Origin of the sequence: Microbacterium sp. NPDC091662 (assembly GCF_044756705.1) — a bacterium.
GTDB lineage: Bacteria > Actinomycetota > Actinomycetes > Actinomycetales > Microbacteriaceae > Microbacterium.
This window is the reverse complement of the sequence record NZ_JBIVTM010000003.1, coordinates 54,540-77,930: the sequence shown is the minus strand read 5'-3', so window position 1 is coordinate 77,930 and position 23,391 is coordinate 54,540. Positions and strand designations below refer to the sequence as shown.

35 protein-coding genes are annotated in these 23,391 nt (G+C 65.1%); 19 read left to right on the top strand and 16 right to left on the bottom strand.

What is annotated here, in order from left to right; translation table 11 throughout:
* Positions 1 to 177: 177 nt before the first annotated feature.
* Positions 178 to 705: a hypothetical protein gene (locus tag ACIQLD_RS18630; RefSeq protein WP_402610456.1), complete on the top strand. Its 528-nt coding sequence runs from the start codon at positions 178 to 180 to the stop codon at positions 703 to 705.
* Positions 706 to 718: 13 nt separating this feature from the next.
* Here ACIQLD_RS18630 and ACIQLD_RS18625 read toward each other — a convergent pair whose 3' ends face one another.
* The 6 genes from ACIQLD_RS18625 to ACIQLD_RS18600 form a co-directional block, all read right to left on the bottom strand.
* The gene (locus ACIQLD_RS18625) at positions 719 to 1,243 is read right to left on the bottom strand and encodes a hypothetical protein (protein ID WP_402610454.1); all 525 of its coding nucleotides are present in this window, start codon (positions 1,241 to 1,243) and stop codon (positions 719 to 721) included.
* The gene (locus ACIQLD_RS18620; protein ID WP_402610452.1) at positions 1,240 to 1,713 is read right to left on the bottom strand and encodes a hypothetical protein; all 474 of its coding nucleotides are present in this window, start codon (positions 1,711 to 1,713) and stop codon (positions 1,240 to 1,242) included. The genes ACIQLD_RS18625 and ACIQLD_RS18620 overlap by 4 nt, the downstream gene beginning before the upstream one ends.
* Positions 1,714 to 1,747: 34 nt before the next feature.
* Complete coding sequence (locus tag ACIQLD_RS18615) at positions 1,748 to 2,152, bottom strand: hypothetical protein (protein ID WP_402610450.1); 405 nt, start codon at positions 2,150 to 2,152, stop codon at positions 1,748 to 1,750.
* Complete coding sequence (locus ACIQLD_RS18610; RefSeq protein ID WP_402610448.1) at positions 2,149 to 2,493, bottom strand: hypothetical protein; 345 nt, start codon at positions 2,491 to 2,493, stop codon at positions 2,149 to 2,151. The genes ACIQLD_RS18615 and ACIQLD_RS18610 overlap by 4 nt, the downstream gene beginning before the upstream one ends.
* Positions 2,494 to 2,519: 26 nt before the next feature.
* Positions 2,520 to 3,254 (bottom strand): hypothetical protein, encoded by a 735-nt coding sequence (locus ACIQLD_RS18605; protein WP_402610446.1) that lies wholly within the window; start codon positions 3,252 to 3,254, stop codon positions 2,520 to 2,522.
* 606 nt (positions 3,255 to 3,860) lie between these two features.
* Entirely contained in the window at positions 3,861 to 4,562 is a 702-nt protein-coding gene (locus ACIQLD_RS18600) for a hypothetical protein (RefSeq protein ID WP_402610444.1), read from the bottom strand.
* A 132-nt stretch (positions 4,563 to 4,694) separates the two neighbouring features.
* Here ACIQLD_RS18600 and ACIQLD_RS18595 point away from each other — a divergent pair, with 132 nt between their 5' ends.
* From ACIQLD_RS18595 to ACIQLD_RS18585, 3 genes are read left to right on the top strand one after another with little or no spacing between them, the layout of a single operon-like run.
* Complete coding sequence (locus ACIQLD_RS18595) at positions 4,695 to 6,281, top strand: hypothetical protein (RefSeq protein ID WP_402610442.1); 1,587 nt, start codon at positions 4,695 to 4,697, stop codon at positions 6,279 to 6,281.
* A 54-nt stretch (positions 6,282 to 6,335) separates the two neighbouring features.
* Positions 6,336 to 6,614 (top strand): hypothetical protein, encoded by a 279-nt coding sequence (locus ACIQLD_RS18590; protein ID WP_402610440.1) that lies wholly within the window; start codon positions 6,336 to 6,338, stop codon positions 6,612 to 6,614.
* Positions 6,611 to 7,111, top strand: a complete 501-nt coding sequence (locus ACIQLD_RS18585; protein ID WP_402610438.1) for a hypothetical protein — start codon at positions 6,611 to 6,613, stop codon at positions 7,109 to 7,111. The genes ACIQLD_RS18590 and ACIQLD_RS18585 overlap by 4 nt, the downstream gene beginning before the upstream one ends.
* Positions 7,112 to 7,174: 63 nt before the next feature.
* Here ACIQLD_RS18585 and ACIQLD_RS18580 read toward each other — a convergent pair whose 3' ends face one another.
* A complete protein-coding gene (locus ACIQLD_RS18580) occupies positions 7,175 to 8,359 on the bottom strand; it encodes a DUF4113 domain-containing protein (RefSeq protein WP_402610436.1) in 1,185 nt (394 codons plus the stop codon).
* Between the two features lie 92 nt (positions 8,360 to 8,451).
* Here ACIQLD_RS18580 and ACIQLD_RS18575 point away from each other — a divergent pair, with 92 nt between their 5' ends.
* On the top strand, positions 8,452 to 8,928 hold the full coding sequence (locus ACIQLD_RS18575) for a protein-tyrosine phosphatase family protein (protein WP_402610434.1): 477 nt from the start codon (positions 8,452 to 8,454) through the stop codon (positions 8,926 to 8,928).
* A gap of 90 nt (positions 8,929 to 9,018) precedes the next feature.
* Here ACIQLD_RS18575 and ACIQLD_RS18570 read toward each other — a convergent pair whose 3' ends face one another.
* The 4 genes from ACIQLD_RS18570 to ACIQLD_RS18555 all read right to left on the bottom strand — a co-directional run bounded on the left by ACIQLD_RS18570 (position 9,019) and on the right by ACIQLD_RS18555 (position 11,842).
* Positions 9,019 to 10,269: a sodium:proton antiporter gene (locus ACIQLD_RS18570; RefSeq protein ID WP_270410509.1), complete on the bottom strand. Its 1,251-nt coding sequence runs from the start codon at positions 10,267 to 10,269 to the stop codon at positions 9,019 to 9,021.
* A 78-nt stretch (positions 10,270 to 10,347) separates the two neighbouring features.
* The gene (locus tag ACIQLD_RS18565) at positions 10,348 to 10,692 is read right to left on the bottom strand and encodes a hypothetical protein (protein ID WP_270410248.1); all 345 of its coding nucleotides are present in this window, start codon (positions 10,690 to 10,692) and stop codon (positions 10,348 to 10,350) included.
* The gene (locus ACIQLD_RS18560; protein WP_402610432.1) at positions 10,689 to 11,282 is read right to left on the bottom strand and encodes an Asp23/Gls24 family envelope stress response protein; all 594 of its coding nucleotides are present in this window, start codon (positions 11,280 to 11,282) and stop codon (positions 10,689 to 10,691) included. Before ACIQLD_RS18560 ends, ACIQLD_RS18565 begins: the two co-directional genes overlap by 4 nt.
* The gene (locus ACIQLD_RS18555; RefSeq protein WP_270410253.1) at positions 11,279 to 11,842 is read right to left on the bottom strand and encodes an RNA polymerase sigma factor; all 564 of its coding nucleotides are present in this window, start codon (positions 11,840 to 11,842) and stop codon (positions 11,279 to 11,281) included. The genes ACIQLD_RS18560 and ACIQLD_RS18555 overlap by 4 nt, the downstream gene beginning before the upstream one ends.
* 139 nt (positions 11,843 to 11,981) lie before the next feature.
* Between ACIQLD_RS18555 and ACIQLD_RS18550 the strand changes: the two genes are divergently transcribed.
* The 13 genes from ACIQLD_RS18550 (at position 11,982) to ACIQLD_RS18490 (ending at position 18,556) form a co-directional block, all read left to right on the top strand.
* The gene (locus ACIQLD_RS18550; RefSeq protein WP_113680267.1) at positions 11,982 to 12,464 is read left to right on the top strand and encodes an Asp23/Gls24 family envelope stress response protein; all 483 of its coding nucleotides are present in this window, start codon (positions 11,982 to 11,984) and stop codon (positions 12,462 to 12,464) included.
* A complete protein-coding gene (locus ACIQLD_RS18545; RefSeq protein WP_127011604.1) occupies positions 12,461 to 12,649 on the top strand; it encodes a DUF2273 domain-containing protein in 189 nt (62 codons plus the stop codon). Before ACIQLD_RS18550 ends, ACIQLD_RS18545 begins: the two co-directional genes overlap by 4 nt.
* Positions 12,646 to 13,059: a hypothetical protein gene (locus ACIQLD_RS18540; protein WP_402610430.1), complete on the top strand. Its 414-nt coding sequence runs from the start codon at positions 12,646 to 12,648 to the stop codon at positions 13,057 to 13,059. The genes ACIQLD_RS18545 and ACIQLD_RS18540 overlap by 4 nt, the downstream gene beginning before the upstream one ends.
* Positions 13,056 to 13,640, top strand: a complete 585-nt coding sequence (locus ACIQLD_RS18535) for a DNA/RNA endonuclease G (protein WP_270410258.1) — start codon at positions 13,056 to 13,058, stop codon at positions 13,638 to 13,640. The genes ACIQLD_RS18540 and ACIQLD_RS18535 overlap by 4 nt, the downstream gene beginning before the upstream one ends.
* Positions 13,637 to 14,251, top strand: a complete 615-nt coding sequence (locus tag ACIQLD_RS18530; RefSeq protein ID WP_402610428.1) for a hypothetical protein — start codon at positions 13,637 to 13,639, stop codon at positions 14,249 to 14,251. The genes ACIQLD_RS18535 and ACIQLD_RS18530 overlap by 4 nt, the downstream gene beginning before the upstream one ends.
* Before the next feature lie 49 nt (positions 14,252 to 14,300).
* The gene (locus tag ACIQLD_RS18525; RefSeq protein WP_270410261.1) at positions 14,301 to 14,570 is read left to right on the top strand and encodes a hypothetical protein; all 270 of its coding nucleotides are present in this window, start codon (positions 14,301 to 14,303) and stop codon (positions 14,568 to 14,570) included.
* Positions 14,571 to 14,605: 35 nt separating this feature from the next.
* The gene (locus tag ACIQLD_RS18520) at positions 14,606 to 14,872 is read left to right on the top strand and encodes a GlsB/YeaQ/YmgE family stress response membrane protein (protein WP_270410263.1); all 267 of its coding nucleotides are present in this window, start codon (positions 14,606 to 14,608) and stop codon (positions 14,870 to 14,872) included.
* A gap of 52 nt (positions 14,873 to 14,924) precedes the next feature.
* Entirely contained in the window at positions 14,925 to 15,473 is a 549-nt protein-coding gene (locus ACIQLD_RS18515; RefSeq protein WP_270410265.1) for a hypothetical protein, read from the top strand.
* A 186-nt stretch (positions 15,474 to 15,659) separates the two neighbouring features.
* Complete coding sequence (locus tag ACIQLD_RS18510) at positions 15,660 to 15,821, top strand: hypothetical protein (protein ID WP_402610425.1); 162 nt, start codon at positions 15,660 to 15,662, stop codon at positions 15,819 to 15,821.
* Positions 15,822 to 15,876: 55 nt separating this feature from the next.
* The gene (locus tag ACIQLD_RS18505) at positions 15,877 to 16,047 is read left to right on the top strand and encodes a CsbD family protein (RefSeq protein ID WP_113680274.1); all 171 of its coding nucleotides are present in this window, start codon (positions 15,877 to 15,879) and stop codon (positions 16,045 to 16,047) included.
* An 83-nt stretch (positions 16,048 to 16,130) separates the two neighbouring features.
* Positions 16,131 to 16,337 (top strand): hypothetical protein, encoded by a 207-nt coding sequence (locus tag ACIQLD_RS18500; protein WP_402610423.1) that lies wholly within the window; start codon positions 16,131 to 16,133, stop codon positions 16,335 to 16,337.
* Between the two features lie 79 nt (positions 16,338 to 16,416).
* The gene (locus ACIQLD_RS18495) at positions 16,417 to 17,358 is read left to right on the top strand and encodes a diacylglycerol/lipid kinase family protein (RefSeq protein ID WP_402610421.1); all 942 of its coding nucleotides are present in this window, start codon (positions 16,417 to 16,419) and stop codon (positions 17,356 to 17,358) included.
* Between the two features lie 340 nt (positions 17,359 to 17,698).
* A complete protein-coding gene (locus tag ACIQLD_RS18490; RefSeq protein WP_270410277.1) occupies positions 17,699 to 18,556 on the top strand; it encodes a phosphatase PAP2 family protein in 858 nt (285 codons plus the stop codon).
* 79 nt (positions 18,557 to 18,635) lie between these two features.
* Here the strand turns inward: ACIQLD_RS18490 and ACIQLD_RS18485 are convergent, their stop codons facing one another.
* The 5 genes from ACIQLD_RS18485 to ACIQLD_RS18465 form a co-directional block, all read right to left on the bottom strand.
* The gene (locus ACIQLD_RS18485; protein WP_270410280.1) at positions 18,636 to 19,322 is read right to left on the bottom strand and encodes an HAD family hydrolase; all 687 of its coding nucleotides are present in this window, start codon (positions 19,320 to 19,322) and stop codon (positions 18,636 to 18,638) included.
* A gap of 83 nt (positions 19,323 to 19,405) precedes the next feature.
* A complete protein-coding gene (locus ACIQLD_RS18480; protein ID WP_270410282.1) occupies positions 19,406 to 19,822 on the bottom strand; it encodes a YsnF/AvaK domain-containing protein in 417 nt (138 codons plus the stop codon).
* A 181-nt stretch (positions 19,823 to 20,003) separates the two neighbouring features.
* On the bottom strand, positions 20,004 to 20,780 hold the full coding sequence (locus tag ACIQLD_RS18475; protein WP_127011617.1) for a mechanosensitive ion channel family protein: 777 nt from the start codon (positions 20,778 to 20,780) through the stop codon (positions 20,004 to 20,006).
* Positions 20,781 to 20,930: 150 nt separating this feature from the next.
* Positions 20,931 to 21,740: a PRC and DUF2382 domain-containing protein gene (locus ACIQLD_RS18470; protein WP_270410285.1), complete on the bottom strand. Its 810-nt coding sequence runs from the start codon at positions 21,738 to 21,740 to the stop codon at positions 20,931 to 20,933.
* A gap of 57 nt (positions 21,741 to 21,797) precedes the next feature.
* Positions 21,798 to 22,463, bottom strand: coding sequence for a hypothetical protein (locus ACIQLD_RS18465; RefSeq protein WP_402610417.1), 666 nt, complete (start codon positions 22,461 to 22,463; stop codon positions 21,798 to 21,800).
* A gap of 159 nt (positions 22,464 to 22,622) precedes the next feature.
* Between ACIQLD_RS18465 and ACIQLD_RS18460 the strand changes: the two genes are divergently transcribed.
* Positions 22,623 to 23,327, top strand: coding sequence for a TetR/AcrR family transcriptional regulator C-terminal domain-containing protein (locus tag ACIQLD_RS18460; RefSeq protein ID WP_127011619.1), 705 nt, complete (start codon positions 22,623 to 22,625; stop codon positions 23,325 to 23,327).
* Positions 23,328 to 23,391: the final 64 nt, after the last annotated feature.

Below are 23,391 nucleotides of genomic sequence, written 5' to 3'. Positions count from 1 at the left end.
CGGGAAGGGACCGACTGCCGAGGCGGCAAACCCCCTCGACACAGCGCCCTTTCTCCCCTGCACGCACTCTGAGACACGCCGCGCTCGCCGCAGGGGCGCGGCGCAACACCAGTCCTGTCACCCCCTTCGCGCAGGATGAACGCAGACAGATCCACCACCGACGAGGAGACACCGCCCATGGACCCGATCACCCTCACCCTCGAGCACTACTCCACACTCAACCGCGCTGCAGCTGCACGTCATGGCTGGCAGACCGCGCGGACGATCGCGAAGTACGGCGCCGTGCGGATCTCGACGGCCGCGGTCAACCTGATCGCCCACGCCCGGCAGATCCAGCCCGGGAGTGAGCAGACAGCCCTGATCTCGTTCATGGACGCGCTGCGCGCGGAGTGCTTCGAGCTCGAGCAGGCCGTGCCGACCATCGGAGCTGTGGTCGACGCGCTCACGGACGACCCCGGCCTGTCGGTACTCGACGAGCGCGACCGAGCGGCAATGCTGCAAGGACTGCGCCAGGAGGCTCCAGGCATGGACGATTGGCACCTCTGGTACGCCGAGACTCGCCGCATTCTCGCCCGCGAGCTCGGAGAAGGGGCGCTGCGAGCTGCTACCTCGCTCCAGTACCGCGACGCACGCGACGCCGGCGAGACGCCCGACGCCGCGGCTCAGCTCATCGCTGCGCAGCTGCGCGGCATCGACGGGGACTAGTCGGGCTGAGGAGTCAGTCGTCGTCCGCGCTGATCTCGACATCGTCATCTTTGAGGGACAGCTGCCGCGCTGTCTCGAGACGATCGGCCACGGCCTCGGGTGTCGCGCCGCTGCGCCACATCGTGATCGCCTCTGCGAGGAAGGCGCAAGCCGTGCCGCGCTTGTCGAGTCCGGCGCCCGCGATCAGACTCCAGGCCCGACCGATCTCATCGGCGATCGCCAGCTCGCTGCCCTTGGTGCGCATCCGCACCAGCTCGACGGCGATGGAGACGACCGCGGCATGCGGCATCTGCCGTTGAGGGCGCCCGCCGGCACCCCAGTTCACCATCTCGAAGTCGCCGCGGTATGCCTCCAGATCCGCGACATAATCGGCGATCCTGACCAGCAGATTCTCAACAGCTCGATCTATGGCATCTCGCGCAGAGGCTCCTTGCTGCCATCGGAAGGCGAGCCAGACACCGAATACGCCGATGCCGCCACCGGCAATCGTGGCGAGGAGCTGCGGGATGAACGCTACGAGGAACTGTTCGACGGTCATGCGCCGTCCCCTTCTCGGCGGAGGACGAAGAGCGGGCGCGGCCTGTCGTCGCCGTCTGCTCGAGGGATGAACTCCCAGCCCGTTGATCCCCAGAACTGGTCTGCGCCTTCGGAGAACGCGAACAGCGTGACGTCCGGATAGATGGCCTCGATCAGCCGGACGACCCGGGTCCCGACGCCCTGCCGGGGGTGATAGAGATCTTCGCGGACCTCGATGAAGTCGACGGCCACCGCACGAGGGGGCAGCGAGATGCCGATCTTGCGGTTGGTGAAGCCGGCGTGCTCGCGGAGCAACGCTCGAGCCGCTTCGGCTCCGGTGTGATCTGTGAAGGAGTAGGGGCGATGATCAGGGTCGATCGTGTTCTGGAAGTAGTCGCCCCACCAGCCCGATCGGAACCCCGGCACGCGCGTGTCGAAGGGTGAGATGTAGTCCTGTTCCTGGGGAACGAAGAGGGAGGCGAGCATCTGCATGCGTCCAGCCTCCCAGGTTGAGCCGGGACGCCGGCTACGGGGTCACGTCTCCGAGATTGGCGAGTGCGATCAGGCCCCACCCCGCGAGCCGGAGCAGAGGAGGCAGGAACAGGCCGACGAGTGCGGTCAGGATGATCGCCGCGTAGATCTCCAGCGACACGAACATGAACTGATTGAGGAACGGGGCCATCACGAGAGCCCCCGCGCCTCCCCAGGTCATACGACGGCGCTGCAGGTGCGCCATAACCAGGAAGACCGGGAGGACGATCATCGAGATACTCGCCCAGAACCAGGCCGTGCCGACGAGCAGGGAGAACCCCAATCCGATCGCGCCCCCGATGCAGACAACCACCCGATCTCGGGCGTTGACGAAGCGCTGAAGCCGGTCGCTCCCCGCTGTCAGCGACCGCCCCCACCGTGCCAACTGCTCAGCATTCATCGACGACGGCCCATCTTCGCGACGTCGACGGAGCGGCGCCTCGTCGCCTGCCGAGGATCACGCGGCCACGCCGGACGCGCGAGGTAGATAATCCGGTCGTTCACCACCAGAGTCACGAGGAGGAGACCAGCCAGGCCGAGAACCTGAAGAGATCCGGACACGAACATTCCAGCGAGAACGCGGAGGCCGTCCCATTCGCCGGTGAAAACCATGGTGATGAGCAACAAGATCACTGACAAGAATGTGAGCGCTGCGATCGCCACAGCGGGGACGAGGAAGAACCAGCCCGCGATGAAGAACGGTCCGCGGCACAGCGCTTGCCAGGCGCGGGCAACGAGCACACCCCGGGAGGGGAAACGGACAGATCTCATGACGACTCCTGACTGGAAGAGCGCTCAACGGCGCGGAAAGCATCGGCTAGTTGCGTGGCGAGTTCCGCTCGACGAGCCTGCATCTGCTCGAGGGCCTCTTGCTGCTCTTCCTGGATCTGCTGCTCTTCGGTGCTGAGGTGGTGGGCGCGGCTCGAGGCGAGGATCTCCCCGAGCTTCGCGGCCCGCGTTGCGACGCTGTCATAGACCACGAGCAAACCGGCCGTCTCCCAGGCGAGCTTTTCGGGGACGCTCTCCGGGACCTTGAACTCCTCGATTCGGGGCGTTGGTCGGATGGCTCTGAAATCGGGGAGTACGAGCGAGTCGATCAGCGCCTTCCTCGCCGCCTCAATCGGCCCGATGATCAGCGTCACCAAACCGTGAAGGGAGATCGCGAGCACTGTCGCGCCGAAAATGGACCAGAAGAGGGGGCTGTCTGAGATCTGCTGGAGGAGGCTTTCGTCCTCCAGCTCCCCGCGATGCCAGAAGAACCGACTCAAGAGAATTCCGAACAGGCCGGCGAACCCGCCGATAACAGCGAAGCCAGCAGAGAGGACTTTTACGAGCTGGAGCGGAGTAACGATCCAGCTCAACCGGCGGAGCGTGCGGTTGAAGGCGAGCAGCTGCTCGATCGCTGCGCGCGCTTCGGGTGAAGCATCGGGGTTGACTGCCCACTGAGCCCAGCGCGGGGTCCGCCATCCGGTGACGAGTTTGAAGTCATAGTCGAGATACATGTCGCTTTCCCCCTAGAACCAGACCGGCAGCGGCTGGTGAACACCGGGGCGGAAATCGCCGAGGCGGGCCATCGTTACGCTGCTCATCGGTCCGAGCACGATCTGCTCGCCGAGATGCCGGCAAGACGTTGCCCATTCCGAGCAGATACGCGCCCGTACTGTGCACCCAAATAAAGAAGGGCCAAGGGCAAAACAGTTGCGGCGACGACTCTAGATACAGGCACTTCCCAGAGGGTGAGCTCGCTGAGATTTAGGGAGCATAGCGACAGGACGAGTACGGCGATCGGCACCGAAAGTACGGCCGTGCCCGCCATGCTGAGAATGCGATTTATGCCCCGGCCGCGGGACCGACGAGATCGCACAGAAAGCAAGTCATAGGTCCGTGTGTCCCGGTTAGACATCGCGCTGAGAAGTTCAGCTCTCGCACGGTTGCCCCGCATCTCGGAAGCGAACGCTCCGGCGGCTGATGAGAGAATCCGGAGACTCATTCGACGTCTCGCCGCCTGAGTGCGGTGCCGTTCACGACGACGCTCGAAGCAACCGTTCCTTTGCCCGGTGCCTGCTGTAGTGGCTCTGCTGCTACTCACTAGCTTCTCCATCCTTCTCTTAGAACCAGACCGGCAGTGGCTGGTGGTCGCCGGGGCGGAAGTACCACCCAGCGCCGATCGGTCGAATCGGCAGCTCCGTGACCCGATAGAGCCCCGCGGTGAGGCGGGCCATCGTTACGCTGCTCATCGGTCCGAGCACGATCTGCCCGATCCCGTCGCGGTGGCCCCACTGGGCGAAACTCGGCGTAGGGCCGGTGAGGATGACGTGGATACCGACGTCGCGGCCGAGGGCGAGGAGATCTCCCAGGTACTCGCGGATCCGGGCCGGCACTGAAGGGTTCATACTCCGAGTACTCGGAGAGTCGAAGAGCGAGGCGAACTCGTCGATGACGAGCACGATCGGCGCATCAGCCCGTGGACGCTCGCCAAGAAGTCGCTCCACCTCCAACGCCGCTAGGCGCCGGTTGAGATCCCGCAGCGTCGCTTCAATCACCTCGAGCGCCTGGTCCTGATTCTGAGCGACCGACGCCGGCGCCGGCGACAGAACGGACGAGCCGTGAATGCGGCGAATCTCAGCGCCGAAGCTGTCGATCGCGTACTCGGCCACTCGATTGGCGACGTAGGCCGTCCTCGTCCCGTACGCACCAGTGACCTCGAGGTGGACGTACTCCGTGGGGTCCCAGACATCGACGAACTCGGCCGAGTGCAGCTCGGGCAGGGTGGGCGATGTGGCCTCTAGACGTGAGGCGTCGGATTCCATGGCGTGCCTTTCGATCGAGCGGGGAGTCGGTTGTCTCCTGCCATGGGTCGGGACGAGCGCTCAGATCGGACACAGCCCACCGAATGCAAATAGAGTGAACATTTCGAGCGCTGAAATGCTAGCGTGGTTTGCATGGCCTCTCTTCGGATCCCACACATCGCCCCCGACGACTACCTGCACAGCTTCCAGGTGAACGCAGCGGAAGCCGCCGCGATCCTCGGCCTCTCGGGGCCGCGGTTTCGACAGGTCGCCGGCACACGGGAGATTCCAGATCCAGTGCTCGGGGCGCCGCAGCTCAAGATGGGCGTACGTGGCGGCCGATGGCCCCTGCGCAATGTCCTCGAGTACGGCATGCGTCACGGACGATCGATGAAGGTCCCGCTCCCACCGCTGCTCCCAAGGCCCGACGGTTCACCGCGATACCGGCCGTACGGCCAGCCGGAACAGGTCGTCAGCGTCATTGAGAGCGGGACACGCATCGAGGCATGGGCGCAGCTGTTCGAGTCGACATCCCACGCCCTCGGCGACGAAGATCTCTTCGTCCTCACCCCGTTGTGGCCCACGAACACCTGGCACATCCGCACGGCGCTACCAGCGTTGTTCGAAGCCTTCGTGCAGGGCGCGGGCCTCCCTCGAGAAACGACATGCCCGCCGGCGATCGTGATCCCGGTCGTCGAGGAGCACAGCCAGCTCTGGCGCGTTCCCGTGATCCCACCGACGTTCGCCGAGCCGGCGTACCACGCGCCGTACGAGGACGTCGCTCGCTGCCTCGGTTGGTCAGCAATGCCGGTGTGGCCGAAGGGCACGAACTCGGCCAGCACGGCCGCGGCATGGGCTCCGGGGCGTCCGGTGCCGGTGAGCATCCCCGTGGCCTGGCAGGCACGGTGGAGCGCAGCCCAGTACGCACTCCGCATGACGAACATCGCCGAGGATCCCGAGACCGCGGAAAGCTACCTCGGAGCCTGGTGGAGCATCCTGAGCTCGATGCGCAGTGAGCGCCTGTTCACCCCAGAACTCCCCGCCTCTGCCGAATGGGCAGCCGAGCTCGCACTCCCCGAGCTCCCCGAAGGCCCGTCCCCTGCGGTCTCCTTCATCCCCGCCGTCGACGACGTCGTCAGCACGCTTCACGCCCCCGGCTACGTCGCCGACACGCTGCTGTCATACTTCGGCGATTGGCGGTACTCGGGTCCCCACACGATCGAGCTCACACATCTCCCTTCGCCGTGGAGCGAGCGTTTCGACGCCGCCCGCACGGCAGGCCTGGCCGCAACCGAAGAGCAGCTGCGCACCGCCCGGTTGCAGCGGCTGCAGCGCGAGGCGATCGCCAACGCCGACGGCGCTTTCCCCGACGTGCGCCTGGTGGATCAGCACGTCTTCGCGTGGACTCCGCAGCACCTCACCTGGCTGGGATGGAACGGATACACGAGCGAGCACGTCGACGATCTCAAGGCGGCATGGCTGGCGGATCCGATCGAGGTTCTACTCACCCGAGACAGCAAGACCAATCAGCCAGTCTGCTGGACATCAACGGCCGATGGCCAGCTGAGCCCGCTGCCGAGCGAGCAAGCCCTCATGGGATTGATGCCGCTTACCCGGAAAGCTCTCGGCCTGGATCCGGTTACGACTCCCCCAGCTCTCGAGCAGCTGCTCCGATCGACGTCGAGCACGCAGCCCCGTGTCCTCGTGTGGCCCGACTTCCTCGCGCTTCTGCACGGCTAAGCATGCGTCCGGTTTTGTAGCACAGAACATTAGGTTTTGTGCTACACTACTTCTATGCCCATCGAGTTCACCGATTCCGCCGGAAAGCACGGCATTCCGGATGAGGACGCGCTCTATGCGATGCAGAACTCGATTTACACCAGCCCCAACGTCAAGGCGGCGCCCGGCGTCTCCTCGAACCCTCGGCGGGTCTTCATCGGTCCCCAGCACTCGGGAACGGAACGCCTTATCGAAGTGCTTATCGAGGCCAAGAGCCCCGGGGTTTTCACGATCTATCACGTTATGCCGCTCGGGTCGTACTACCGCAAGCAGATGGAGGAGGAACAGCAGTGACTCTCACGAAGAAGGAACAGGAGCGATACGCGGCCCTGGCTGCGATCGAAGAGCAGCCCGAGGGGGAACCCACAGGCGGAGAGGGCGCGCACGGAGCAGATGCAGCAGCCATCGGCCAGCAGATGCTCCTGGATGCGCTCGGTAGCCCAGAGGCTGTCCAGAAGGCCGTAGGCGGCCGGCCGCGCGTCGACGGACAGAAGGCCGGCGCCGGCCCCTCCCCAACGCTCCGGGCACGCATCGGAGCCCAGCAGCGCACGCGGTTCCTCAACGCCGCGCAGACCCTCGGGATCACGAACGACTCCGACGCCCTCCGCACTGCCGTGGAGGAATTCACCTCCCGCCACGATCCCGCCACAGGGCGCTACGTGCTCGAGGTGGACTTCAGCAATAGGCCCGCCATCATGGAGCAGCTCCTCCGGCTCGCCAGCACGAGAGGAACTGACCCCTCAGAGACCCTGAAGGATCTCCTCGCGAAGGATCTCCTCGAGAACGTCTGATGCCCTCCGCGAAAGAGGCCGCCCTCCGACCGGGGGCGGCCTCTTTCGCGTCAAACCACTCGGTCAGCGAGCGTGCGCGATGATGAGCTCGTCCCAGTGGGTGGTGGCTCTCTTCGACAGCATCCCGCGCTGCATCTGCCAGCTAGGGCCTGGCCGCATACCTCCCCAGCCCAACCCGAGGAGATCCTGACCGCCAGCCTTCTTCTGAACCTTGTCGATCAGGGTGGCGATGCCGGCCTCCTCGTGCGGGTGTCGGAACAGCTCAAGCGGTTGCACCACGTCCGCCGTCCGAAGATCCGTGAGCATGATGCCCGCGCGCGCCCACCTGACGCCCTCCTCGATCTGCGGCAAGAGGCGATGCGCTGCGCGCGTGAGCTCGACGGGATCAGCCGTCGGGAATGGCAGGCGGACCACCTGCGAGGGGAACCGGGTTTGCTCGGCCGAGTACGCCGTGAGGCTCTTCGCCACCTGGTTGTGCCGGACCAGCCTGCTCGAGGCCTGCTGTGCATAGATCGCCAACGCCTGACGCATGCCCTCCTTCGTGGTGATCTTCTCCGCGAAGCTGCGGGAGACGATCAACTGATCCTTCTTCCCCGTCCGATCTTCCTCAGCGACGATCGCCGGCACACCTCGCAGCTCGAGCGCGGTGCGCATCAGCGTGACATTGAAGGTCTTCCGGATGAGAACGGGATCCGCGGCCGCGAGCTCGGCGATCGTGGTGACCCCGATGCCAGCGAGCCGACGCTCGAGCCTGGACGCAATCCCCCAGACCTCCGAGACCGGAAGGTGGGACATCAGCGCCTCTCGCCACTCCGGACGAGTCGCCGGCCACACGCACACGCCATCGAATGCCTCGACCTTTTTGGCACAGCGATTGCTGAGCTTGGCCAAAGTGCGCGTGGGTGCGATTCCGACACACACCGGCACCCCGACGAGCCGGCGGAGCGTGTCTTTGATCTCTCGCCCCAGGGCGGTCATCGCGTCCGGATCCTTCGCGATGCGCGGGCTCACCTCGAAGAATGCTTCGTCGATCGAGTAGATCTGCAGATCGGGGGTGAACCGAGCGAGGATCTCCATGACGCGGCGGCTCATATCGGCGTACAGGGTGTAATTGCTGGACAAGGCCCGCAATTTCAGGCGGGCAGCATGCGGGCGCAGCTCGAACCACGGGCGGCCGAGATCCAGGCCCAGCGCTTTGGCCTCCTTGCTCGAGGCGACCACCATTCCGTCGTTGTTCGACAGCACCACTGTCGGAATCACGGTGAAGTGACATTAGATGTCACGCGAAATGGAATCGTTTCGGGTACTCGGGGTCTTCTTGTCGTGACACTTTCTGGGGTGTGGATGCGCGTGAAGCTTTCGGCGAGGATGATGGTGTGGAATCGTGGTCGCCTGCTCGGAGCGGGGTGGTAGTTCTGCCCAGCGGCCGCGCCGTGCGTGGACGAGCACTGAGTGATGGGGTTGTCGGTGACGGGGACGCACCGAGCTTTGGTCTGTATCTCACCTCGCGGCCGCACCAGGAGAGGTGGGAGTCGCGGTGGCTCATGTGGCCGGATTTCCGGATCCCCAGGTTTCCCTCAGACGCGATCGCGGCCCTTCGGGATGCGTACGACCGATCTTTGACGGAGCGAGTGGAGATCGCCTGTGCGGGCGGGCGGGGACGGACGGGGACGGCTATTGCCATCCTTGCCCGGTATGACGGTGTGCCGGCCGAGGCGGCGGTGGCCTGGGTTCGTGCTGCGTATCGCCGCGGGGCGGTTGAGACTCCGTGGCAGCGGAGGTTCGTGCGGGAGGCCCCGCTCGCGCGGTTGCCCTGATCCGCAGTACTGGGGTGTCGGCGCCCACATGAGGCCGCCGGTAGACCTTGCAGTGCGCGGAGCGCAGGCAGTTGCCGCGGGCCGGTCGGTTTAGACGGGTGTGGTGGCGATGTCGGTGTGGTCGCCGCCGCGTCGGCGGGTGACTCGGTGGCGGGTGGCGTCGATGAGTCGCATGGTGGGGGTGGCGGCGAGGCCGTGGATGAAGATGGAGCCGACGATGACGAGGCCGACGATGGACCAGAGCCGGTCGCCGTCGGGGAAGTAGCCGTTTTGGGTGGCGTAGGCGATGTAGAACAGCGAGCCGACGCCGCGGACGCCGAAGAACGCGATGACGCTGCGTTCGCGGGGTCCGGTCTTTCCGGGGGTGAGCCCGATCCATCCGGCGAGGGGGCGGACGATGAGCAGGATCAGCAGGGCGACGAGGATTTCGATCCAGCCGATGTCGGCGAATAGGCCCCGGGCGATGGCGCCGCCCAGGAGGACGACGACGGCGATGGTGAGGAGTCGTTCGATCTGTTCGACGAACTTGTGGAGGACTTGGTGGTAGCCGTGTCCTCGTTCTGATGCCCGGATGGTGACTGCGCAGACGAATACGGCGATGAAGCCGTATCCTTCCGCGGTTTCGGCGATGCCGTAGGCGAGGAATATCGCGGCGATGGCGACGAATCCTTCGGCTTGGTCGACGACTTTGCGTCCGGCGAGGTGCGCGGAGAAGAAGAGTCTGCCGAAGAGCCAACCGGTGCCGATGCCGGCAATGACGCCGATGGTGATCCTCCACAGCACGTCGATGAGGAACCAGTCGGTGAACCACGCTGACGGGGCGAGGCCGACCATGCTGATGGCGATGGCGGCGTAGGTGAAGGGGAAGGCGAGGCCGTCGTTGAGTCCCGCTTCGGAGGTGAGCGCGAACCGCACCTCGTCGTCGGCATTCTCGTCGTCGACGGGTTCGCTGACTTGCACCTCGGTGGCGAGCACGGGGTCGGTGGGGGCGAGAGCTGCGGCGAGAAGGAGTGCGCTCGCGGCTCCGAGTCCGAGCCCCACCCATCCGAGGACGGCCACAGCGGCGATGGACAGCGGCATGGTGATGGCCAGCAGCCGCCACGTGGTGGACCAGGTTCGCCAGCGCAGCGGCCGGTTGATGGCAAGACCGGCGCCCATGAGGGAGACCAAGACGCAGATCTCGGTCAGATGCAGCGTGATGTCGGGGTGATCGCTCGGGTGTGGGTCGGGGAGGTCGGGGATGAGAGCGAACACGATGATGCCGGCGGCGAGGAACACCATCGGGATCGAGATGGGAAGTTTGCCGAGCAGTCGTGGGAGGAGGGCTGCGGCGAGGGTCATCACGCCGATGGCGGCGAACAGGAGGGTGTCGTCGGTGAATTCCAACGCCGCTGTGGGCAACAAGGTACGCGGCTCGTCTTAGGCGATGCGGGAGATCTGGACGGTCACGGTCGCATCGTGGTCGTCGGGGATAAGGGCGAGGAGGGCGTCCGCCACGTGGGCTGCGGCTTGCGGTGCGGGGGTGTGGCGATGGGTGCCGATTCGGGCAGTGAGAGTGTGCGCGGCTCCGTCGCTCCGCACCTCGACCAGGTTGATGCGAGAAGGCGTGCCTGAAACCAGGGCGGTGACCAGCTGGGGCGCCTGTGTGAGAGTGAAGGCCGGTGGGTAGATGTCGATGACGCTGTCGATCTCGAGCACTGCCGCGGTGAGGGTCTCCGGGTCCAGGGCGTCAGCGGAGAGCGGGGTGTCGATGTTGCTGGTCATGGCATCTCCTGGGTGGTGGTGTTGTAGCCGTGCAGGTCTTCGACCGTGACGTTGACAGACATGACGTTGAGGTGAGTGTGGGTGGTGAGTGTCTCACGGACAGCGTCACGCAATTCGCTCGCGGCTTCGGGAATCGGGTACTTCCAGGCGATGCTGGCGGTCACGGTGACATCGACGGGTGCACCGGGGGTTTCGACGTCTCCGTTGAACTGGCATTTTCCGATGATGATTCCGGGCACGTCGTCGCCGACATTGCGGATCAGGGCGCGAAGAGCACCTTCGGTGACGGTGAGGATCACGCGAGGGTCAGGGTGGTGAAGCGGCACAGATCTACCCGCACGGACCTCGTCGTGGATGGTTGCCATGAGTTGTTCCATCCAGTTCGCCGGTGGCGCGGGAAGGTTCGCCGCGTCGTGGGCGAGCAGGTCTCGGCTGAGCTGCGAGACGCCGCTGAGCGCCTCGAGGGCGTTGAGGCATTCTGGGCAGGTCTCGATGGACGGGTCGTAGGGGATTCGGTCAGCGGAGAGGTAGTCGCTGAGCTCTTCAATGGTCTTCCCGCAGTCCAACGTGCGGGGTGTCGTGTCAGTCACCGCCATTCCTCCATCTGCGCGAATATCGACGCGCGTGCTCGGGATAATTTTCCCCGGACGGTTGTGCGGGGGATGTTGAGTTGTTTCGCGATGTCGTCGTAGCTGAGTTCGGCGACCTCTCTCAGCAACCAGGCTTGTCGGAGGTCAGGGGGGAGGGTGTCCAACGCCCCGGCGAGGGCTTGGAGCTGAGCGTTTCGGATCGCGACGTTCTCCGGTTGTGTATCGGACGGGTGGGCAGCTTCCAGGATGGGAAAAGGGTCTTCGTGCGGGCGGCGGCGGAGGTGTTTGAACGCCTGCCTGCTGGCGATCTGCATCAACCAGGCTTTCACCGCCTTCGGATCACGCAGTTCGGGTAGGCGCCGCCACGCGGTGTAGAGAGAATCTTGTACGACGTCGTCGGCTTCGGTGACAGACCCCACGATGCGGCTGACATATGCGCGCATCAGCGGCGAGTGCCTGCGGATCAGAGCCTCGAAAGCAGCCGCATCGCCCTGGGCTGCGCGTTCGACGAGGATCTCATCCGGTGCAGCTTCTAGGCCCTGTCTCCGTGGTGAGGTCATGGGTCTGAAAACTTTCTCAAACTATTTTGTGACGAATCGGCCGGAACGGGACTCTTACTTGTAGAGCGAACATATCGCTCTGAACGCGATGCCTGTGAGGTGGTTGCGTTCTCCTGTTCCAACCGTTAGAAGGACTGCAATGGCTACCGAAGACCAGACCCCCACCACCCCCGGTGCCCCCACGCCCGCTCTCGGCGGCTCGCGTGTGGACCGCACCACCCCGGCCCGTCCCACCGCGGACGACACCGCTGCCGGCAAGACGACTATCGCCGACGGCGTGGTCGCCAAGGTTGCCGGCATCGCTGCCCGCGAGGTTCCCGGCGTGTATGCGCTCGGTGGCGGTGGCGCCCGTGCGATGGGTGCGATCCGCAGCGTCGTGAACGCCGACGACAAGTCTCAGGGCGTCAAGGTCGAGGTCGGCGAGACCCAGGCGGCCGCCGACATCACCATCGTCGTCGAGTACCCGATGCCGGTCCAGGAAGTCGCTTCCAACGTCCGCGCTGCGGTCAGCGGTGCGATCAGCCAGCTGGTCGGTCTCGAGGTCGTCGAGGTCAACGTCGAGGTCAACGACGTGCACCTGCCCTCGGACGACAAGGACGAGGAAGAGTCGCGCGTCTCATGAACCCGACCGTCACCGGCGCCCTAATGGGCGTCATCCTCGCCGTCTCGATCCTGCTGTTCGGGTTCTGGGGGTTCCTCCTCGTGGCCCTGTTCATGGGAATCGGCGCGCTCGTGGGCCGCATCATGTCGGGCAAGCTCGACGTGCGCGGCCTCGCGAACGCATTCTCCGGCCGGCGCACCTCGTGATGAGTGCGGCTGGAGCCGGCCAGGCCGGCGGCGACCTCACGCGGGTCGCCGCCGGGGGGTCGCACGACGCCTCGCCCTATCCTGGCCGCATCACCATCAAAGAGCGCGTGCTCGTGAAGGTCGCTGAGGAAGCGACAGCCACCACCCTTCGGGTGGATCGCGGTGACGTATCGGTGGGGGTGTCGGAAGCGCGGGGCGGAATAGCCCTGACCATCCGTACACCCCTCCCGATCCCACACCTGGACGACACAGCTGCCATCCACGCCGGTGCCCCGGTCCTTGAGCGTGTGCAAACCGCGCAAGAACAGCTCCGGGACCGCATTGCGCACGTCACCGGACGTGAGGTCACCCGGGTGAACATCACCATCACGGGTGCCGTCATCGCCGAGCAGAAGAAGAGAGTGAAATGAGCTCCCCCGCGTTCCGCCGCGTCCTGCGGCGCGAGACCCACTCGCCCCGCACCGTCGCGATGATCATCGCGGTCGTGCTGCTGCTGGTCGTGCTGATCTACATCGGTACCGAGATCGTGCTATTCCTGCTCGCACAGCCGGCGCTGCTGCTGGGGCCCGCGGCCGCGGCGACGTGGCTCATCGGGTTGCCGACCGCGCAGCCCGGATGGCTCGTGGCCGTCTTCGGGGTCGTGCTCGCCGTCTTGGGCGGCATCTTCGTGTTTCTCGCCCTCGCCCCCGGGCGGCTGTCCAAACACCAGATGCAGCACGAGAACCGTGCTGTGCTCGTGGACAACGGCGTGATCGCCGCATCTGTCGCCCAGCATCTGAGTGACGAGACCGGCATCGCCCGCGAGGACATCACCGTCGGTGTCTCGCACCGCACCGTCGATGTCACCGTGCGCCCCGCCGTCGGCGTGCCCCTCGACAAAGACCCGATCCAGCAGCTCGCGGCCGCCGAGGTGGACAGCTACCAGCTCACACCCAAGGTGAAGACCCGTGTGCGTGTGGAGCGCCCGAAACAGAACGAGGACGAGCAATGAACCGCACCAACCGTGCCCTGAACAGGATCGTCCTGTTCATCGTCGGCATCCTGTTCCTGGCCATCGGCGCCGTGCTGGTCGCCATCATCGTCTGGCCCGCTGGCGCAGAATACTGGACCGGCGCAACCGAGGCCGGGCAGGGATGGCTGGACAACGCCATCGCGACCACGACCGTCGGAGCGACCACCATCAGCTGGATCGCTGTGGCCGCCATCGTGCTGATCCTGTTCCTCGTCATCCTCCTCATCGTCGCGCTCACCCGAGTCGGCGGCGGACGCTCCCACACGGTTCTGCGCTCCACAGGAGCGCAAAACCCGCTGGGACGCGTTACCGTGCAGGAATCGTTCGTCTCCGACGCCCTCAAGCACTCCCTGGACCAGCGCGACGAGATCCTGTTCTCCTCAGTCACCGCCAACGACATCCGCAAGACCCCGGTCATGCACGTCAGCGTGACACCGCGGCAGAACACCTCCCCAGCCCAGGTGGTTGCGGACGTGGACCAGCTCGTGACGAATCTGGCGACGTTGACCGGAAAGAACGTCCAGACATACATCTCGGTGCACTCCGGCCTGCGCGCCAAGCTCGCCCACGACCAGCGTCGACTTTCCTGACCGCCCGAAAGCGCCCAACCCCTCACACCGACCCCGCACAGAGAACCCCATGACTTCAGATCCTGACCGTTTCATCGATCCAGCCGCCGATCCGGCTCACCGCACCATCGACACGTCGCCCGCCACAACCGAAGATCACGCCTCCGGTGTTGGCCGCATCGTGACGGACACCATCAACAAGGCGCGCCCCGTCATCGAGGGTCAGCTGGACCGGCTGCGGACCGCCTACAACGACAACCCCACCCGTGTGCTCACCATCGGCGCCGTCTGCCTTGCGGGGCTGACCGCCATCCTCACCACCCTCACCCGCCGCGACTAACCCCGTCGCCCCCAATCACAGAAACGGACACGTTCATGGGATTCCTCGGATTTCTTCTCCTCGGCCTCATGGCCGGTGCTATCGCCAAACTCATCCTCCCCGGCAAGCAGGGCGGCGGCTGGTTTATCACCCTCCTCCTCGGCGTCGTTGGCGCACTGCTGGGTGGGTGGCTGGGAAGTGTGCTGTTCAACGCCCCGCTCGAGGAGTTCTTTTCCCTGCAGACCTGGCTCCTCGCCATCGGCGGATCGCTCATCGTCCTCGTCATCTACGGCTTCATCGTCGGCCGCAAAGCCAAGTCCTGACCGCACGCACCCCCACTCACAGCTCACAATCATCACCGATAGGAACCGCACCATGACCGGTCGCAACACTCTTGTTCGATCCCTGCACGACGTGGGACTCGCTGCGTGGTTCGGGGGCACCCTGATGGGCGCCGTCGGCCTCAACGGCGGCACCGCGAAAGCCACCGATCCTGCAGAGCGTCTGCGGCTGTCCTCCATCGGATGGGCGAAGTGGGCGCCGGTCCAGCTGGCTGCGATCATCGCGCACGGCTTCGGCGGCGCTGGCCTCATCGTGGGTAACAAGTCACGGCTGGCGGCGCAGCCGGAATCCCGCACGAACACGACCGTGAAGCTCGTGTTCACCGGTGCGGCTGTCGCCGCCACCCTGTATGCCGGGATCCTCGGCACCAAGATCGCTAAGCATGCCGACGAAGGCGGCGAGGGCGTCACCGAGGCTGATGAGGCAGCGTCACCGGAGTTGACATCCGCGCAGCGTCAACAGCGCGTCGTGCAATGGGTTCTTCCCGCCCTCACCGGTGTTCTCATCGTGCTCGGCGCACAACAGGGCGAACAGCAACGTCCTGTCGCCGGGCTGCTGCACCGCCTCACCCACCGGAGCTGAGCATGTCGAGCCAAAAGCACGACTCGAAGCCCGCCGACGATGCCGGCGAGGAACAGGACTCCAACACGCCTCGCGAGCCTCTCCCTGAGACCACGGACGACGAAGGTCGCCCGCTCGAAAACCCTTCGGGCTGATCCGGCGTGCACGCAAACCCGCTCATCACCACAACAACTGACAGGAGACCACATGAACGATTCGCGCATAGACCGCTCCACGCAGGGCGATGACGAGGACGACGCCTCGGTAGATGACGACTCCGCAGCATCAGCGGGATCCGAATCCCCTGAAGAGGGCCAGGCGGCGATGGATGCCGCCGAAGACGCCGTCATCAACTCCGACGACGACTGACCACCACACACGCCCCGCACACGCGGTGCACCACCACAAGGGAAGGGAACCCGACATGGGACTCGACGACAAGATCAAGAACGCCGCGCAGGACCTCACCGGCAAGGCCAAGGAAAAGCTGGGCAACGCCACCGACAACGACAAGCTCGCTGCCGAAGGCGCCGCCGACCAGGCAGAGGCGAAGGTCAAGAAGGCCGCTGAGAACGTCAAGGACGAACTCAAGTAACTAGCCGGGTGGGGAGGAACGTGCCCCCCGCGGGTCCTCCCCACCTTCCCCTCGAGAATATCAACGTCCAGAAAGATCCCACGATGACCGAGAACGACAAGCCGCTGTCAGAGGACACCTCCGTGGAAGGTCCCGAGGCGGAGACCCCCACAAACGACTCCGACGGCACCACCAAACCGGGCGGGCTCGGGGGCGACGGAACGATCCCCAACCACCCCGGCGGCATCGCCGCCGGCCACACCGGCAACGCGTCCACCTTCGAACCCGAAGAAGACGAGCACGCCGAATAGGCACTCGGAACACGCAAGCCGGTCGCACGCCAGCCCGAGGCGCGGCCGGCTTGCGCCGTTCCCACGAAAGGACCCACCCATGACCCGTCGACTCGCCATCGTGTGGAACCCGTCCAAGACGGACAAAGACACCCTCAGCGAAGGGCTCACCGTGTCCCTTCAGGAGGACACCACTCCCGAGGTGTCCTGGTGGGAGACCACCGAAAGCGATCCCGGCGGAGACGCCACCCGCCGCGCGGTCGCCTCCGAACCGGACCTCATCGTCGTCGCCGGTGGTGACGGTACCGTCCGTGCTGTCGCCGAGCACCTCGCCGACATCCAGTCGCCCATCGAACTGGGCATCGTCCCGCTGGGCACCGGGAACCTCCTCGCCCGAAACCTCGACGTCCCCCTGAACGACATTCCCGCCGCCTTCACTCGAGCCCTCACCGGCACCCCGCGTGACGTGGACATGGGCTGGGTGGACGTGGACCTGACCGACGGCAAAGAGCGTCACGGGTTCGTGGTGATGGTGGGATTCGGGATCGACGCGCACATGATCGCTGAGACCGACGATGACCTCAAAGACAAAGCCGGCTGGCTCGCTTACGTCGAGTCACTTGGTCGTGCTTTCGCCGCCAGCGATGTCGTCCCCTTCCACATCACCGTCGATGACCAGCCCGCCCGCGACGAAGAAGGACACACTCTCCTCATCGCCAACTGCGGCACGCTCCAAGGCGGGTTCACCCTGCTCCCCGACGCGGACCCGTCCGACGGCGAACTGGACTACCTGCTGCTCAGCGCAGAAGGCATCGCGCAATGGGCGGGAACACTGAAGACGATGCTGTGGGACAACGGACTCAAACGCCTCATCAGCAGTACCGATGAGACCACCAGCACCGATACCGTCACCCACGCCCGTGCCCGAAAACTTGAAGTGACCCTCCCCGGCCCGCGCCCGTTCGAGATCGACGGTGAGCAGATCGGCGACACCGACTCGTTCACCGTCACCGTCCAGCCCGCAGCCCTCCACATCCGGTAGCAACCGCGGCCCAGGATCAGAGACGACGACGTTCAGAACAACGAAACACGCTCAGCTGGGCCTGTTCATCTCCGGCACTACTCCCAGCATCCATCTGGATATTCGTGTGCTCGCCCACCTCTTCCATGGCAGCCGGGAACCGCGGATCAACCCACTACTGGGTCGAGCAACTCATACGAGCCGTGAACGGGGCCAGCGCTCTCACGCTCCTCCCCGAACCCGACGACACCGCCGGAAACGCCCGACGCACAGAACGACCGCGTTCACGCGCTGTGTCGCGTCAGTCGAACAAAATTGTGTCGACCACGGCAAGAAGTGATGACCCGGAACAGGGAACGTGATGCCAGCACCCCACCAACCACAAGATGACGCCGCCCGCGGCCACGGCACCGCCGGCGAGCTCGCCGAAGACCGCCGCATCGGCACCGATGACCTGACCGATTGGCCCACCCGGTTCGGTTCGGCGCTCGCCCGGTTCGCCCGATGGCTCGCCGAGAAGCTCGGCCCGTACGCCGCCCTGCTCATCAGCCTCGCCGTCGGGCTCGCCATCGCCTTCGCCCTGAGCGTCGTCGCCGTCGAGGTCTACGACGCGGTCACCGACGAAGACGGCGTCGCAGGCCTCGACCGCCCGCTTCTCGACCTGTCACTGCAATTCCGCAACCCGACGACGGATGCCGTGATCACCGCGATCACCGACGTGGCGGGAACGATCGGGATGCCGATCATCGCCGTCAGCGCGATGCTCATCCTCGGCATCCGGCGCCGTTCCTGGACACCGGTGATCCTGATCACGGTCGCCGCGGCAGGCTCGCTGCTGATGACCGTCGCCGGCAAGGAGCTCATCGGGCGCGAGCGTCCGCCGCTGGTCGACGCGGTGCCCCCGTACGAATACTCGCCGTCGTTCCCGAGCGGTCACACCCTCAACGCGGTCGTCGTGGTCGGCATCATCGTGTACCTGATCCTGCTACGACAGCACTCCCGACGCACTCGCATTTTGACGATCACGGGCGGCGTGGTCTTCGCCCTGGTGATCGGACTCAGCCGCGTATACCTCGGCCACCACTGGTTCACCGACGTGCTCGCCGGCTGGCTACTCGGCGCCGCGTGGCTCGCCCTCGTCATCACCGCGCACCGCATCTACCTCACCGCCCGCGCCCACCGTCCGGCAGGACCGGCGCCGTCAGACCGCGTCAGCTGACCGTCACGACCCTCTCGTTAGAGCGGTGACCTCTGGGGCGGGTGGGATTTCAACACTCGCCGTGGTAGTGGGCCGCACCTCAGTGCGTCTCTTTCCGTCGGGTTTCGGCAGAGGGGTGGGCCAGGGGGGTGATGTCCAGGTGATCGAGCAGGTCTTGCGGTGAGTCGAACACGGCAATCGAGGCGGCCTCGTTGAGCTCATCGCGCGAGGAGCCACCGGTGAGCAGGGCGATGGTGGGCACGTTGACTTTCTCGGCGGCGATGACATCCCACGTGGAGTCGCCGATCATGATCCCTGCGGATCGGGACACCTTCTGAAGCGCAGTGTTGACAAGGTCGGGTGCGGGCTTGCTTTCGGAGACGTCGTCGGAGGTGGTCCACGCGTCAGCGAGTTCGCGGCCGCCGATGAGCTCCATGCTGTGCTCGACGTGGGCTGCTTTTCCAGAGCTGGCCAGCACGATCCGGAACCCTCGCCTTTTCACCTCTACAAGAAGCTCGTGCGCACCGGGAAGGGGTTGGATCTCACCGATCAGGGACTCAAGTTCTTTCTCCCATGAAGTTCGCACCTCGTCTCCATGAGTCTTCTCGGCGTCAGGGCCGGCGAGCTCGGTGATGAGCTTGTCGCCACCCATGCCGATGGTGCGATGGATGCGCCAGATCGGCACCGTGATGCTGCTGCGCCGTAGAGCGCGGTACCAGGCCAGGGTGTGCTGGTAATTGCTGTCTACGAGTGTCCCGTCGACATCGAAGATGACGGTATCTGGCATGGTGCGCCCCTCTTGATGACGTGACGGCTCGGACTCGCGACGACTGGCGGCTATTGATGGGATCGGCGGGTGGCGTGCACCGACTAACCCGAACTCGGCTGGTGCTCGTCGATGATGTTGTGTTCGACGATGTCGATTTCTTCCCGTAGAAGGATGTCTTCGATGCGGTGGTCGTCGTTCACGGTGCTCACCCGCACTGTGACCGTTTCCACCGGAACAGCCTTCATCGTGATGGTGAGCTGCTCTTCGTGCAGGACCATCACTATCGACCGATCTGGGTCGGTGTTCACGGGAGGGCGGAGCTCGGCCGGATCGGTGACCGGCGTCCTCGTGACGCGGAGCTCTTCGCGCCGGACGTCGGCGGTGAAGGTCCGCCGCTCCGTGATGATGTACTTCTCGATGCGCACCGTTTCGAGGGCAATTGTTTCTGTGGCGACGTGCAGGATCTCTTCGTGCCGCACCACCGCGGCGGGAGTGCTGTCGTCGTCGGAAGAGATCATCGCCGGGGATTCTGCAAGCCGGGCCTGTTCGCCTTCCGGGATCGGAAGAACTTCACGACCAGGGGGAAGATGATGGGGAGAAAGCGGAGCAGCGTGCGAATCATGGGGTTCCTCTCAAGGGGGACGGGTGCGCTGACCCCGCTCAAGGCGAGGCCAGCGCACCCGGGTAGGTGCAGGTGGATCAGCGGCGAGGCGGCAGCGGCGGGCGCTGCGGCTGGTTGCGGGTGGCGTTCTGCACCTGCTCCTTCGCCTGCTTGGCCTGCTCAGTGACGCTGGGCGCGTTCTTGGCTTCCTGCTGGATCTTCGGTGCTTCTTCCTCGGCCTTGGTGAGCATCGCTTCCCAACGCTGCTGCATCGGCTTGATCAGTCCGCCACCGGCACCGACGATGATGACGCCGGCGATGATCGCGAGCACGGCGATGAGGATCGGCGTGGTGACGGTCGTGGCGACCTCGATCTGGTTCAGCGCGGCGGTGACGCCGAGGAACAGGATGAAGATCGCGACGATGTTGCCGAGGATCTTGCCGTAGGAAAGTCCACCCAGGGTGTTCTGGATGAGTCCCTTCGCGCCGGCGGCGATGGCTGCGGCGATGACGACGATGATGATCGCGACGATGATCTTCGGCAGGAAGCCGATGATGCCTTCGAGCAGGTCACTGACCGGGTTGGGACCGAAGACCCCGAACGCGAACTGCAGGACGAACAGCACGAGGGTGTAGTAGACGATCTTCCCGACGATGTCGGAGGCGTCGAGCTTCGACTTCGCCAGCGCCTTCTTGATGCCGCCGCGTTCGACGAGTCGGTCGAAGCCCACCTTCTCGAGGAGCTTTTCCAGGCCCTTGGAGATGAGCTTCGCCACGATGAGGCCGACGATGAGGATGAGCAGGAACAACAGGGCGAGCGGGACGAAGGCGATGACGACCGCGAGGGCGTCTTGCAGTGCTTGGAGGAAATTCATGATGGTGACTCTCTTTCAGATGGTTTGGTGACGCACACCGAGTGGGCTCGAGGGTGTCAGGGTGACTTGAATGGTTGCGGCGGGCTTGGCTGGGTGGGGCCGTGCCGGTCAGGAGCCCGCTCTGAAACTGACCGGCACGACTGTGGGCGTCTACCTCGAAGGATCCGAGTCGACGTCGGGGTCGACGAGTTCGATCTCTTCGTGAGACACATCTGCGGTCACCTGCTGCTGCTCGGTCACCGTCTCGGTGCCCAGGCGCACTCGCTCGACAGGAACGGTTTCCTTGCTGGTGACGACTCGCTCACCGGTGAGGACCACTTCGTGCTCCTCCGAGGTGAGCTCCCCGCCGCTCATCGCGTCGCCGAGGGTGGCGTCGGTGATGGGTTCGCGGGTGACGGTGATCTCTTCATGGCTGACCGGGACGGTCTTGGTGACCTGTTCGGTGACGATGTGCTTGCGCAGACGGGCACGGCCGGTCTCGACCTTCTCCGTGCCGACGTGCAACTGCTCCTCGGAGCGGGTCATCGCATCGTCGGTGTTCGGCCCGGAAGTGTCGTAACCTTCGGCCGCGTCGTCGCGGTCGGTCCGTCCCGAGCTGCCGGCTTCGAGGTCAGCGTCCTGGTCGTACAGCGGTGCGGCCGGTTCAGGTGTGCCGTTGCCGTAGTAGTGGTAGAGCGCCGCTTCTTCTTCGCGAGTGATGGACCCGTCGCTGGAGATCCGGGGCGCGTCCTTGACCATGTCCTTCGGGTAGGAGACCCGCACCCGGTCGCCGTCGAACGACGCGTCCTGGAGGGGAGCGAACGTTTCGGAGGTGCCGAACAGCCCGGTCTTGATGGTGACCCAGGTGGCTTCCTGCGTCTTGTCGTCCAGGTATACCTGTCCGACCGATCCGATCTTGTCGTCGTCGCTGCCGAACACGTCAGCGCCGATGAGGTCGTTGATTCTGTTGGTGTCAATCATGGTGATGGTTCTCTTTCCTCCCAGGACGGGCGCCCGGGACGTGAGGGGTGGGGTGGATCAGCGGCCGAGGCCGGCCTTGTCGACGCGACGGTGGTACCGCATTCCCGCGGCCCCGCCCAGGATCGCTCCGGCAAGGGCGATGACCGCTGCGACGATGACGGTGATGATGCTCCCGGCGGTGAGTTCGCCTTCGTTGATGGGAATCCGGGGGAAGCTGTTCAATGTGCCGAGGATGTTGAACTGCGCTCCCGCCACGGCCGTCAGAATTGCGAGCACCACGGCGATGATGAGCGCCCACAACCAGACCGCGACGCCCTGCTTCACGCCGTCGAATCGCGCCATCCGGCCGGCCACATACCCGCCGCAGAAATAGGCGACGAGCAGGATGACAGCCAGCACGATGGCGCCGACGACTCCGACGGTGCCCGCGTTCTCCGACACGGCTTCTGCCGCCTCGTTGGGGTTGACCTCGCTGCCCAGTCCGACCGCGGTCCCGGTGGCCGCGAGGACCGCGGTGAGGATGACGGCCGTTCCGGTGGCAGTCAGCCACCCGAAGAACGCGGACCCGAACTTCATCCCGCCGTAGCGCGCCTTCTCCCGCTCCAGAACCTCATCACGGGTGGTATCGCCACCAGCCACCGAATAGGCGGCCGTGTCGGACCTGTCCGATCTGACCGGAACGTCCCGGCGATTGACGGAACTGTCATCGCGGTTATCAGACATGGTTTGCCTTTCTCGAGCGGCGTACGCACGCAGGGCCGGTAACCTTGCCGGCATCAAATCTCTCGGCCAGCCGTCGCGATCACGTACCAAAAATGTTTACGCCGTAAGCGTGGAGCATCGCGGCTGTTTCCGGGGGAGGATTGACACCGGAGGGCACTTGTGAGTAAAGGCGCAGATGGCACCGCGGTTCCGAAGCTCAGCCGTGAGCTGATCATCCGCAGTGCGCTGGAGATGATCGATCGCAGTGGAGCGCAGGGACTGTCGATGCGATCTCTCGGCCAGCAACTCAATGTTGAAGCCATGTCGCTCTACCGGCACGTTCACGGAAAAGAAGACCTCCTCGAAGGCGTCGTCGCACTCCTAATGACCGACCTCACCGCAACCCTCGAAAAGGAGGCCGGCGAGCACTGGCAACCGTTCTTGCAAGCCGCCGCCCACGCAGTACGCCGCATCGCCACCGAACACCCCCTGGCGTTCCCGCTGGTCGCCACACGGCACCCCGCCGCCCCCTGGCTGCGCCCGCCGTTGCGCAGCATCGACGTCGTGAACACCTTCCTCAGCGCTCTCATCGACCAAGGCTTCACCGACAAGCAGGCGGTCAACGCCTACCGGTCATTCAGTAGCTTCCTGCTCGGCCAACTCCTCCTCGAATCCGCCGTCCGCGGCGCGCAAACAGGTCCCGTTGAAGAGCCCTTGGACGAAGGAGACGCCGACCTCCCGCACCGCGATGGCAACATGACCCTTGATGCCGCCCCAGAAGTCAAACGGCTCCGCCCCCTGCTCAGCGAAGATCGCAGCAAAGAAGAATTCGAGGTTTCCCTCGAGGCCCTCCTTGACCGGCTCGACCGCGAACTCTCTCAATAGAACGGCAGAACACCTGCCGGCCGATCGTCACGCACGGTAAGTCCGCGTCTCGAGTGCACGGGGC

Excerpts from the sequence above, each read along its gene's own strand:
- ACIQLD_RS18630 (WP_402610456.1), top strand. The coding sequence starts at position 178 with ATGGACCCGATCACCCTCACCCTCGAGCACTACTCCACACTCAACCGC.
- ACIQLD_RS18625 (WP_402610454.1), bottom strand. The coding sequence starts at position 1,243 with ATGACCGTCGAACAGTTCCTCGTAGCGTTCATCCCGCAGCTCCTCGCC.
- ACIQLD_RS18620 (WP_402610452.1), bottom strand. The coding sequence starts at position 1,713 with ATGCAGATGCTCGCCTCCCTCTTCGTTCCCCAGGAACAGGACTACATC.
- ACIQLD_RS18615 (WP_402610450.1), bottom strand. The coding sequence starts at position 2,152 with ATGAATGCTGAGCAGTTGGCACGGTGGGGGCGGTCGCTGACAGCGGGG.
- ACIQLD_RS18605 (WP_402610446.1), bottom strand. The coding sequence starts at position 3,254 with ATGTATCTCGACTATGACTTCAAACTCGTCACCGGATGGCGGACCCCG.
- ACIQLD_RS18600 (WP_402610444.1), bottom strand. The coding sequence starts at position 4,562 with ATGGAATCCGACGCCTCACGTCTAGAGGCCACATCGCCCACCCTGCCC.
- ACIQLD_RS18595 (WP_402610442.1), top strand. The coding sequence starts at position 4,695 with ATGGCCTCTCTTCGGATCCCACACATCGCCCCCGACGACTACCTGCAC.
- ACIQLD_RS18590 (WP_402610440.1), top strand. The coding sequence starts at position 6,336 with ATGCCCATCGAGTTCACCGATTCCGCCGGAAAGCACGGCATTCCGGAT.
- ACIQLD_RS18570 (WP_270410509.1), bottom strand. The coding sequence starts at position 10,269 with ATGACCCTCGCCGCAGCCCTCCTCCCACGACTGCTCGGCAAACTTCCC.
- ACIQLD_RS18565 (WP_270410248.1), bottom strand. The coding sequence starts at position 10,692 with ATGACCAGCAACATCGACACCCCGCTCTCCGCTGACGCCCTGGACCCG.
- ACIQLD_RS18555 (WP_270410253.1), bottom strand. The coding sequence starts at position 11,842 with ATGACCTCACCACGGAGACAGGGCCTAGAAGCTGCACCGGATGAGATC.
- ACIQLD_RS18550 (WP_113680267.1), top strand. The coding sequence starts at position 11,982 with ATGGCTACCGAAGACCAGACCCCCACCACCCCCGGTGCCCCCACGCCC.
- ACIQLD_RS18545 (WP_127011604.1), top strand. The coding sequence starts at position 12,461 with ATGAACCCGACCGTCACCGGCGCCCTAATGGGCGTCATCCTCGCCGTC.
- ACIQLD_RS18535 (WP_270410258.1), top strand. The coding sequence starts at position 13,056 with ATGAGCTCCCCCGCGTTCCGCCGCGTCCTGCGGCGCGAGACCCACTCG.
- ACIQLD_RS18530 (WP_402610428.1), top strand. The coding sequence starts at position 13,637 with ATGAACCGCACCAACCGTGCCCTGAACAGGATCGTCCTGTTCATCGTC.
- ACIQLD_RS18525 (WP_270410261.1), top strand. The coding sequence starts at position 14,301 with ATGACTTCAGATCCTGACCGTTTCATCGATCCAGCCGCCGATCCGGCT.
- ACIQLD_RS18520 (WP_270410263.1), top strand. The coding sequence starts at position 14,606 with ATGGGATTCCTCGGATTTCTTCTCCTCGGCCTCATGGCCGGTGCTATC.
- ACIQLD_RS18515 (WP_270410265.1), top strand. The coding sequence starts at position 14,925 with ATGACCGGTCGCAACACTCTTGTTCGATCCCTGCACGACGTGGGACTC.
- ACIQLD_RS18510 (WP_402610425.1), top strand. The coding sequence starts at position 15,660 with ATGAACGATTCGCGCATAGACCGCTCCACGCAGGGCGATGACGAGGAC.
- ACIQLD_RS18505 (WP_113680274.1), top strand. The coding sequence starts at position 15,877 with ATGGGACTCGACGACAAGATCAAGAACGCCGCGCAGGACCTCACCGGC.
- ACIQLD_RS18500 (WP_402610423.1), top strand. The coding sequence starts at position 16,131 with ATGACCGAGAACGACAAGCCGCTGTCAGAGGACACCTCCGTGGAAGGT.
- ACIQLD_RS18495 (WP_402610421.1), top strand. The coding sequence starts at position 16,417 with ATGACCCGTCGACTCGCCATCGTGTGGAACCCGTCCAAGACGGACAAA.
- ACIQLD_RS18490 (WP_270410277.1), top strand. The coding sequence starts at position 17,699 with ATGCCAGCACCCCACCAACCACAAGATGACGCCGCCCGCGGCCACGGC.
- ACIQLD_RS18485 (WP_270410280.1), bottom strand. The coding sequence starts at position 19,322 with ATGCCAGATACCGTCATCTTCGATGTCGACGGGACACTCGTAGACAGC.
- ACIQLD_RS18480 (WP_270410282.1), bottom strand. The coding sequence starts at position 19,822 with ATGATCTCTTCCGACGACGACAGCACTCCCGCCGCGGTGGTGCGGCAC.
- ACIQLD_RS18475 (WP_127011617.1), bottom strand. The coding sequence starts at position 20,780 with ATGAATTTCCTCCAAGCACTGCAAGACGCCCTCGCGGTCGTCATCGCC.
- ACIQLD_RS18470 (WP_270410285.1), bottom strand. The coding sequence starts at position 21,740 with ATGATTGACACCAACAGAATCAACGACCTCATCGGCGCTGACGTGTTC.
- ACIQLD_RS18465 (WP_402610417.1), bottom strand. The coding sequence starts at position 22,463 with ATGTCTGATAACCGCGATGACAGTTCCGTCAATCGCCGGGACGTTCCG.